Below are 8,735 nucleotides of genomic sequence, written 5' to 3' on the forward strand. Positions count from 1 at the left end.
CGACCGAGCCGCGGCCGGCCGCGGCTCGGTCGCGGGCTGGGGCCGCCGCTTCCTCGGCCTCCTCGTCGACTGGCTCGTCGCCTCGCTCATCGCGCGCGCCTTCGTCAACGACGCCCTGGGCGCCCAGTTCGGCCCGCTCGCGGTCTTCGCCCTCATGCACGTGCTCCTCGTGTCCACGATCGGCTTCACGCTCGGCCACTTCGTCGTGGGCGTCGTCGTGCGCCGCCTGGACGCCCCTCGCCCCGTGGGGCTGCTGCGCGGGCTGTTCCGCGCGCTGCTGCTGTGCCTGGTCATCCCGGCCGTCGTCACCGACGCCGACCGCCGCGGCCTGCACGACAAGGGCGCGCAGACGGTCGTCGTGCGCCGCTGAGGACTCTCGCCCCCGTCGTCGGGGCCGGCCCGCCGGGCGCTCAGCGCCCGCGCATGGCCTTGCGGTCGGGGCGCGCGCGCATCGGGTCGATGCCCTGCGGCACGGGCGGGCGCAGACCGCCGAGCGCCTTGAGGCGCTTGAGGACGGCCCCGACCTCGCTCTTGGTCAGCACGGGCTTCAGGCGCTGCACGCGGCCGGCGACCTTGGCCAGGGGCACCTCGCCCTCGCTGCTCCCGTCGCCGACGACCATGACGTGCACGGGCACGTTGGGGGCGATGCGGGCGACCTTGCGGCGCTCGGCCTCCAGCAGCTTCTTGACGCGCTGCGGCGGGCCGTCGCCGACGAGGACGATGCCGGGGCGCCCGACCGCGCGGAACACCATGTCCTGCGAGCGCGGGTCGATGGCCACGGGCTCCTGCTCGATCGTCCAGCCGCGGCGGATCGAGTTCAGCGCCGCCCCGGCCGCGCCCTTCTGCCCCGCGATGTTGAGGTAGGCCGCGCGCTCCGCCCGGCGCGCCAGGACGAACATGCCGGCGAGGACGCCGATCATCAGCCCGAGCAGCGGGAAGTAGATCCAGTGGTCGGTCGCGATGCCGATGACGATCGCCACGGCCAGCGGCGCGCCGACGGCCAGCAGCATCCACCACTTGGTCACCGGGTCGACCTTGACCGTCATGTCGTAGACGGCCTTGAGCTGCCGGAGCCGCCCCTGCTTGCGGGGCTTCTTCGCCTTGGTCAGCTTCGGCTTCGACGCCGGGGACGGATCGCGGGGACTGCGTGCCATGGCGCACAGGATACGGCCGCGACGCCCCGCCCCCCGCCGCGCGGACGGGCGAGGGGGCCGGCCGGGTGGCTCAGCGGCGGCTGAGCAGGCTGGACGCCTCCTGCGCGGCGGGGGTGTCGCGGTCGAGGTGCGCGAGCTGCTCCGGGATCGTGCCGCCGCGGCGCTTGGTGGCCTGCGCCCACAGGCGCCCGGCGCGGTAGGAGGAGCGCACGAGCGGCCCCGACATGACGCCCAGGAAGCCGATGCGCTCGGCCTCCTGCGACAGCTCCACGAACGCCTCGGGCTTGACCCAGCGCGCGACGGGGTGGTGGCGCGGGGTGGGCCGCAGGTACTGGGTGATCGTGATAATGTCGCAGCCCGCGTCGTGCAGGTCGCGCAGCGCCGCGACGACCTCCTCGTCGGTCTCGCCCATGCCGAGGATGAGGTTGGACTTCGTGACCAGGCCGGCGGCGCGACCCTGCGTGATGACGTCGAGGGAGCGGTCGTAGCGGAACGCCGGGCGGATGGACTTGAAGATGCGCGGCACCGTCTCGACGTTGTGCGCGAACACCTCCGGTGCGGCGTCGAAGACCTGCTGCAGCAGTTCCGGCTTCCCGTTGAAGTCCGGCACGAGGATCTCCACGCCCGTGCCCTCGTTCAGCGCGTGCACCTGGCGGATCGTCTCGGCGTACAGCCACGCCCCACCGTCGGTCAGGTCGTCGCGCGCGACGCCCGTGATCGTCGCGTAGCGCAGGCCCATGGTGCGGATGCTCTCGGCCACGCGCCGGGGCTCGTCGCGGTCCAGCGGCTGCGGCCTGCCCGTGTCGATCTGGCAGAAGTCGCAGCGCCGCGTGCACTCGGAGCCGCCGATGAGGAAGGTGGCCTCGCGGTCCTCCCAGCACTCGTAGATGTTGGGGCAGCCCGCCTCCTCGCAGACCGTGTGCAGTCCGCCGGACTTCACCAGGCCCTTGAGCTCGGTGTAGTCCGGGCCCGTGCGGGCCTTCGTGCGGATCCACGACGGCTTGCGCTCGATCGGGGTCTCGGCGTTGCGCGCCTCGATCCGCAGCATGCGCCGTCCCTCGGGTGCCAGAGTCACGGCGCCAGCGTACGTCCCCGCCCCGGTCGTCACCGTCCCGGTCGTCACCGCCCCGAACGTCAGCTCCCGGTCCTCAGCGCCCCGCCGGGCCCCACCCCGCGGGGTGCACGCCGCCGGGCACGTCGCCCTCGGGGTCGTAGGGGGTGCGGGTCAGGCGGAAGCTCGCGAGGTCGAGGTGGCTCACGGAGCCGTCGCCCGCGCGCACCACCGTCAGGGGCTCGCCCGCGTAGTACTCGTCGAGGCCCCGCCAGCCACCGTCCGCGCGCACGAAGCGCGACCCGCGGGCCCGCCCGCCGAGCCCCGAGAGCTCCAGCCCGCCCGCCGTGGCCCGCACCACCAGGGGCGTCGGTCCCCAGTACCAGGGCCCGACGAGCTCGAGCACGTCGGCGGGCACCTCGCGCGGCACCCACTCCGGCGCGATCGCGGGCTCCGCCTCGGCGAAGGCCGCCAGCAGCCGCCGCGGCAGGTCGCCGAAGCCCGTCGTGGAGTTGGTCATCGCGACGACGGCGTCGGAGGTCTCGACGTCGACGCGCAGCATCGCGACGAAGCCCGGCATCGACCCGGAGTGCCCCGCGAAGCGCCGGCCGTCCTCGTTCCACAGCTGCAGTCCGAGCCCGTAGCCCGCCGACCACGCCGCCCCGCGCGTGTCGTCCACGGCCTGGGGCTCGCGCATGGCCTCGACCGTGCCGCGCCGCAGCACGTCGGTGCGCCCCGCGACGACCTGGGCCCAGCGGCCCAGGTCGGCGACGGTGGACCAGAGCTGCCCCGCGGGCGCCATCGCCCCGCCGTCGTGCTCCGGTTCGGGCAGCACCGCGTCGGCCCACGGGTGCACCGCGAACCCCGGGGCGTGCGGGCCGTCGGGCCGCAGCGTCGTGCGCGTCATGCCGAGGGGCCCGAGGAACTGCTGCGCCACGACGTCGTGCCACGTCGAGCCGCGCAACCGGCCCAGCAGCTCGCCGAGGACGCCGTAGCCGACGTTGGAGTAGTGGAACCGGACACCCGCCCGGTGCCGCTGGGAGGCCGGCGTGAGCGTCGTCGCCAGCTGCGGGAAGTCCCCGCCCGCCGTGCGCTCCCACCAGGGGCCGTCGGTCTCGGCCTGCAGGCCCGACGCCTGCCCCAGCAGCTGCCCGACCGTGAGGTGGCCGATCGAGTCGCCCAGCTCGGGCAGGTGGTCGTCGACGCGGTCGTCCAGACCCACCAGGTCGTCCTCGACGGCCCGGAGGACCCCCGCGGCGACGAACGTCTTGGTGATGCTGCCGATGCGGTACTGCGTCGCCGGCTGCGGCGGGGCCCCGTCCACCCGGCCGCGGGCACCGGACCACACCAGGGCGCCGTCGCGGACGATCCCGGCCACCACCGACGGCAGCCGCGACGACGACTGCGCCCGCGCGAGCAGCGCGTCCAGCGCGCGGGCGGTCGAGGGCAGGCACGCGGGCGGGGTCGGACCGCGGGTGTCGTCGGGCAGCGTCTCGCTCATGCGCTCGACCCTTCCAGACCCGGCTGAGCGCCCGGCGGCGGCGTCCGCGAGGATCCGGGCATGGATCTGCGCATCTTCACCGAGCCCCAGCAGGGCGCGACCTACGAGGACCTGCGCCGCGTCGCGGTCGCGGCCGAGGACGCCGGCTACGCGGGGTTCTTCCGCTCCGACCACTACCTGACCATGGGGGGCACCGGTCTGCCCGGGCCGACCGACGCGTGGACGACCCTGGCGGCGCTCGCGCGCGACACCTCCCGGGTGCGGCTCGGCACGCTCGTCACCTCCGCGACCTTCCGGCACCCGGGCGTCCTCGCCATCCAGGTCGCGCAGGTCGACGAGATGTCCGGCGGCCGCGTCGACCTCGGGCTGGGCACGGGCTGGTACGCCGAGGAGCACGCGGCCTACGGGATCCCCTTCCCGCCGCTGGGGGAGCGCTTCGACCGCTTCGAGGAGCAGCTGCAGGTCCTCACGGGCCTGTGGTCCACGCCGGTCGGCGAGACGTTCGACTTCGCGGGCACGCACTACCAGCTGGCCGGCTCCCCGGCCCTGCCGAAGCCCGTCCAGTCGCCCGTGCCGCTCATCATCGGCGGGGGCGGCAGGAAGCGGACCCCGGCGCTCGCGGCCCGGTACGCGGGCGAGTTCAACGGGGCCTTCAAGCCCGTCGCGGAGACGCAGGAGCTCGTCGAGCGGGTCACGCAGGCCTGCCGGGACATCGACCGCGACCCGGCGACGATGGTGTTCTCGACGGCGCTCGTCGTCTGCGTGGGCCGCGACGACGCCGAGGTCGCGCGCCGGGCCGCGGCGATCGGCCGCGAGGTCGACGAGCTGCGCCAGAACGGCCTCACGGGCACGCCCGGCGAGGTGGTCGAGAAGATCCAGGCCTACCGCGCCATCGGCGTCGAGCGCTTCTACCTGCAGGTCATGGACCTCGCCGACCTCGACCACGTCGAGCTGGTCGCCGCCGAGGTCGCGCCGCAGCTCTGAGGGGAACCGTCAGCCGGGCAGGTCCGCCGCCGGCAGCAGCTCCTCGACGACGGCCGCGGCGTCCAGGACGCCCACGGGGCGGCCGGCCTCGGCGGTCAGCGAGGTGACGCCGGCGTCGGTGAGCCCGCAGGGGACGATCGTGCCGAAGCCCCGCAGGTCGGTGTCGCAGTTGAGCGCGAACCCGTGCATGGTCACGCTCCGGGCGACCCGGACCCCGATGGCGGCGACCTTGCGCTCGGCCGGGCCGCCGGGCACCGCCGGCTCCGCGCACGCCACCCAGACGCCCGTGCGGTCGGGGACGCGGTGGCCCGTGACGCCGAAGCGGGCCGCGACGTCCAGCAGCAGCTGCTCGAGGCGGCGGACGTAGCCGACGACGTCGAGGCCGCTGCGCAGCCGGACGATCGGGTAGCCGACGAGCTGACCGGGGCCGTGCCACGTGATGCGGCCCCCGCGGTCGACGTCGACGACGGGGGTGCCGTCGACGGGCCGCTCCCAGGAGTTCGTGCGCCGGCCGGCCGTGTAGACGGGGGAGTGCTCGAGGAGCAGGACCGTGTCGCCGCGCTCGCCCGCCGCGACCTCGTCCTGCAGCCGGCGCTGCAGCGCCCACGCCTCGCGGTAGTCCACGAGGTCCGCACCGAGGCCGACGCGCTGCACCCGGACCTCGACGCTCGTCGTCACGCGCGTCACCCTACGTCGGGGGTCAGCGGCTGCCGGGCAGCAGCCGCGGCTCGATCCGCGTCTCCGTCACGCCGGTCCCGGACGCGTTGCGGCGCACCACGTAGGCGCCCCGGCCGGCGATCTCGCCGACCGCCTCGACGAGGTCGGTCCCGGCGTAGACCATGCCCACGCCGTCGTCGGTGCAGTGCGTCTCGCCGAGGGTCGCGTCGGCGACCATGGCGTGCACGAGCGGGCGGCGCTGGGCCTCGCTGTCGTAGTGCACGCCGTTGCCGTAGGGCAGGAAGCCGAGCGCGTCGGTGACCGGCCGCAGCGTCGGGCCGTAGGAGTCCGTCGGCCCGCCCCGGTACCAGCAGATCGACCCGGCGCTCACGCCCGCGAGCACGACGCCCGACTGCCACGCGGTGCGCAGCGCCTCGTCGAGGCGGTGGGCCCGCCAGACCGCGAGGAGGTTGACGACCGAGCCGCCGTTCACCCAGACCACGTCCTGCGCGAGGAGGTGGGCCGTGACGTCGTCCACCGACGGCATGGGGAACAGGTCCAGCACGCTCGTCTCGAAGCCGGCGCGGGCCCCGGCGGCGTAGACGTCCGCGGTCGCGGAGAGCTGGTCGCCCATCGCGGTGCCGAGGTGGCAGACGCGGGGCCGACGGCCCGTGGGCACGCGGGCCAGCGTGACCGCGTGGTGCGCCAGGGGGGCCCAGTCGCGCCCGCGCGGCCCCCACCGCCAGCCCCCCGAGGTGGCCAGCACGGTGGGCTGCGCCGCGCTCACGCCGTGAGCACCGCGGGCCGGCGGCCGTAGCCCAGCCCCGTGAGCACGGCGTCGGCGGCGCGGCGGCCCGAGACGAGCGCCCCCTGCAGCGACGCGTTCTCCCGGTGGTCGCCCGCGACGACGATGCCCTCGCCCAGGTCGACGGGCTGCGCGCCCTCGAAGGGCGGGGCCACGACGGGCAGCGCCCGGCGGATCGAGTGCGCCGCCACGAGCGCCCACGGCCGCGTGTCGACGCCGTAGATCCGCGCGAGCTGCGTGCGCACGGCGGCCTCGACGTCGGGGCCGACGTCGGCGCCCAGCACCTGAGCGGAGACCAGCGCGCGGTGGTCCGCCGCCGCGAGGACGTAGCCGGGCGCCACGGCCGAGACCACCGCCGAGTTCACGACGGGTCCCGTGCGGTCGCCGTCCAGGTGCAGCAGCTTCTCGCGGCTGCCCGGCGCCGGCGAGGAGTCCGCCGCGAACCAGAAGGTGCCGAGGTCGTGCGCCCCGGGCTCGGGCAGGCCGGTCAGGTGCGCGGCGGCCTCCCCGCCCGTCGCGACGACGACGGCCGAGGTGCTGAGCCCGCCCTGCGGCGTCTCCACGACCAGCGAGCGCGGCCCGTGCCCGACGTGCGCGACCTCGACCCCGGTCACCACGCTGCCCGCGGGCAGGGCTGCGGCCAGCTGGTCGGGGACGGCCTGCATGCCGGCCGCGGGCAGCCCGGGGGTGCCGCGCAGGAACGTGCGCACCAGAAGGTCGACGAACCGGCGCGACGTCGTGCCCGCCGCCTCGCCCAGGACGCCGGCCAGGAACGGCTCGACCACGCTGTGGCGCAGCTCGCCCCGCACGTCCGCCTCGTCGAGCGCCTCGGCCCACGTGCCGTCCTCGCGGCGCAGGTCGGCCGCCGACGCCGACGCGAGCGCCCACCGGACCAGGGCGGCCTTCTCACCGAGGGTGCCGAGGGGGAAGCGCAGCGCCCCGAGCACGCCCGCCGGGTGCCGGCGCGGGTCCCGCACCGCCGAGACGACCCCGCCCCGGGCGACGGCCACCCCCGCGTCGAAGGTCTGCAGCTGCAGGGCGGGGACGTCGAGGACCTTGGTGACCTCGGGGTAGCCGGGGTTCAGCAGCTGGAAGCCGCGGTCGACGCGGAAGCCGCCCACGACGTCGCTGCGCACCCGCCCGCCGACGCCGTCGGCGGCCTCGACGACGACCACGTCGACCCCGACGGCCGCGAGGTGCTTGGCGCAGGCGAGACCCGCGACTCCGGCTCCCACCACGACGACGTCGGCGGACGTGGGCAGGGACGCTGCGGCACTGTCGATCACGCTGGGAGCCTACCCAGGCGGGCACGGGCGGGCCCGCCCGGAGCGGGAGTGGTCGTGATCACGCCTGTGGACGACGCCCGCGGGCGCGGGCCGCGGTGCGCTTGGCTGCTCCCGTGAGCCTCGACAGCTGGTTCGACGACGACGCCGACGCGACCGGCCTCGGTGACCGCGGCGCGCCCGCCGGGTCGGGGGGCCGGCACGCGGGGGAGCCGACGTCCTCCTCCGTGGCGTCCACCGCGGCGCCGGTGGCCGCGTCCGGGGCGCCGGGGGTCGTGCACCTCGCGGGCGGCGGTGCCCGCGCGCTGCTGCTCGCCGCGGAGCTGGGTCCCCGGCGGCCCGTCGTCGACGGCTACGAGGTCGGCGAGGAGCTCGGGTCGGGCGGCAGCGGGTCGGTGTGGGCGGGCACCGGGCCCGACGGGCAGCGGCGGGCGCTGAAGGTGCTGCACCCGGACACCGCGCTGGCCGGCGGCACCGAGCTCCTGCGCGAGCTGTCGCTGCTGCGGCGCGTGCGCCACCCGCGGCTGGTGGCCGTGCACGACATCTCCCGCGACGCGCAGGGCCGCCCCGTCCTCGTGCTCGACCTCGCGGCGGGCGGCAGCCTCGCCGGCCTGCTCCGCAGCCGCCGGCGCCTGGGCGCGGCCGAGGTCGTGGGCCTGCTCACGGCCCTCGGGCCCGCGCTCGAGGAGCTGCACGCCGCGGGCGTCGTGCACGGCGACCTGAGCCCGGGCAACGTGCTGCTCGACGCGCGGGGCGGGCCCCTGCTGGCCGACCTCGGGGTCGCGCGGGCGCTGGGCCGGCGGCCGGGCAGCGTGCTGGGCACTCCGGGCTTCAGCGACCCGGCCGCCCTCACGGGCGGGTCCGGGGCGGCCGGCGACGTCTACGGCCTCGCCGCGGTGTGCTGGTGCGCCCTGACCGGTGCCCCGCCACCCGCGGGACGGCGCGGGCCGGGTCGTCCGAAGGGCGCCGAGCTGCCGCCCGGCACGTCGCAGGACCTGCTGGCCGTGCTGCGCCGGGGTCTGCACGCCAAGCCGTCGCGCCGCCCGACGCCGGGGGAGCTCGCCGAGGCGGCGGCCGCCTGTGCACGCCCGCGGCCGCTGCGCCTGCCGGCCGGGCCGCCCTCGGCCGGTCCCGTCGACGGGCTCGCGGCCCACCGCGTGAACACGCCGCTGCCGGGGCCGCGGACCGGGGTGCGGGACGGCGGTCGCCCCGACGGCGGGGGCCCCGACGGCGGGAACCCTGCGGCGGGGGACGAGGCCCCTGCGGCCCCAGTGGACCTGGACCGGGCGGGGCTGGACCG

9 protein-coding genes are annotated in these 8,735 nt (G+C 76.7%); 3 read left to right on the forward strand and 6 right to left on the reverse strand.

What is annotated here, in order from left to right; all coding sequences use genetic code 11:
* Nucleotides 1-370, forward strand: a 370-nt coding sequence (locus GTR02_RS16830; RefSeq protein WP_166608647.1) for an RDD family protein, incomplete at its 5' end; no start/stop codon positions are given.
* A 40-nt stretch (nucleotides 371-410) separates the two neighbouring features.
* Here the strand turns inward: GTR02_RS16830 and GTR02_RS16835 are convergent.
* From GTR02_RS16835 to GTR02_RS16845, 3 genes are all read right to left on the reverse strand, one after another.
* Nucleotides 411-1,154 (reverse strand): DUF4191 domain-containing protein, encoded by a 744-nt coding sequence (locus GTR02_RS16835; protein WP_166608648.1) that lies wholly within the window; start codon nucleotides 1,152-1,154, stop codon nucleotides 411-413.
* Between the two features lie 70 nt (nucleotides 1,155-1,224).
* Complete coding sequence (gene lipA, locus GTR02_RS16840) at nucleotides 1,225-2,229, reverse strand: lipoyl synthase (protein ID WP_166608649.1); 1,005 nt, start codon at nucleotides 2,227-2,229, stop codon at nucleotides 1,225-1,227.
* Between the two features lie 73 nt (nucleotides 2,230-2,302).
* Complete coding sequence (locus tag GTR02_RS16845; protein ID WP_166608650.1) at nucleotides 2,303-3,706, reverse strand: serine hydrolase domain-containing protein; 1,404 nt, start codon at nucleotides 3,704-3,706, stop codon at nucleotides 2,303-2,305.
* Between the two features lie 60 nt (nucleotides 3,707-3,766).
* On the opposite strand from GTR02_RS16845, the gene GTR02_RS16850 reads away from it, so the two are divergent.
* Nucleotides 3,767-4,690, forward strand: a complete 924-nt coding sequence (locus GTR02_RS16850) for an LLM class F420-dependent oxidoreductase (protein WP_166608651.1) — start codon at nucleotides 3,767-3,769, stop codon at nucleotides 4,688-4,690.
* A gap of 9 nt (nucleotides 4,691-4,699) precedes the next feature.
* On the opposite strand, the gene lipB is transcribed toward GTR02_RS16850, so the two are convergent.
* From lipB to GTR02_RS16865, 3 genes are read right to left on the reverse strand one after another with little or no spacing between them, the layout of a single operon-like run.
* The gene (gene lipB / locus GTR02_RS16855; protein ID WP_166608652.1) at nucleotides 4,700-5,368 is read right to left on the reverse strand and encodes a lipoyl(octanoyl) transferase LipB; all 669 of its coding nucleotides are present in this window, start codon (nucleotides 5,366-5,368) and stop codon (nucleotides 4,700-4,702) included.
* 22 nt (nucleotides 5,369-5,390) lie between these two features.
* A complete protein-coding gene (locus GTR02_RS16860; RefSeq protein ID WP_166608653.1) occupies nucleotides 5,391-6,134 on the reverse strand; it encodes a Type 1 glutamine amidotransferase-like domain-containing protein in 744 nt (247 codons plus the stop codon).
* Nucleotides 6,131-7,438 (reverse strand): FAD-dependent oxidoreductase, encoded by a 1,308-nt coding sequence (locus tag GTR02_RS16865; protein WP_166608654.1) that lies wholly within the window; start codon nucleotides 7,436-7,438, stop codon nucleotides 6,131-6,133. The genes GTR02_RS16860 and GTR02_RS16865 overlap by 4 nt, the downstream gene beginning before the upstream one ends.
* Nucleotides 7,439-7,551: 113 nt before the next feature.
* Between GTR02_RS16865 and GTR02_RS16870 the strand changes: the two genes are divergently transcribed.
* Nucleotides 7,552-8,735 (forward strand): protein kinase domain-containing protein (locus GTR02_RS16870; RefSeq protein WP_166608655.1); only part of this gene is annotated, 1,184 nt, incomplete at its 3' end.

Source organism: Kineococcus siccus (assembly GCF_009906795.1).
GTDB lineage: Bacteria > Actinomycetota > Actinomycetes > Actinomycetales > Kineococcaceae > Kineococcus > Kineococcus siccus.

What these genes read in the sequence shown, in the direction of transcription:
- GTR02_RS16835 (WP_166608648.1), bottom strand. Translation starts at nt 1,154, where the DNA reads ATGGCACGCAGTCCCCGCGATCCGTCCCCGGCGTCGAAGCCGAAGCTG.
- GTR02_RS16850 (WP_166608651.1), top strand. Translation starts at nt 3,767, where the DNA reads ATGGATCTGCGCATCTTCACCGAGCCCCAGCAGGGCGCGACCTACGAG.
- GTR02_RS16845 (WP_166608650.1), bottom strand. Translation starts at nt 3,706, where the DNA reads ATGAGCGAGACGCTGCCCGACGACACCCGCGGTCCGACCCCGCCCGCG.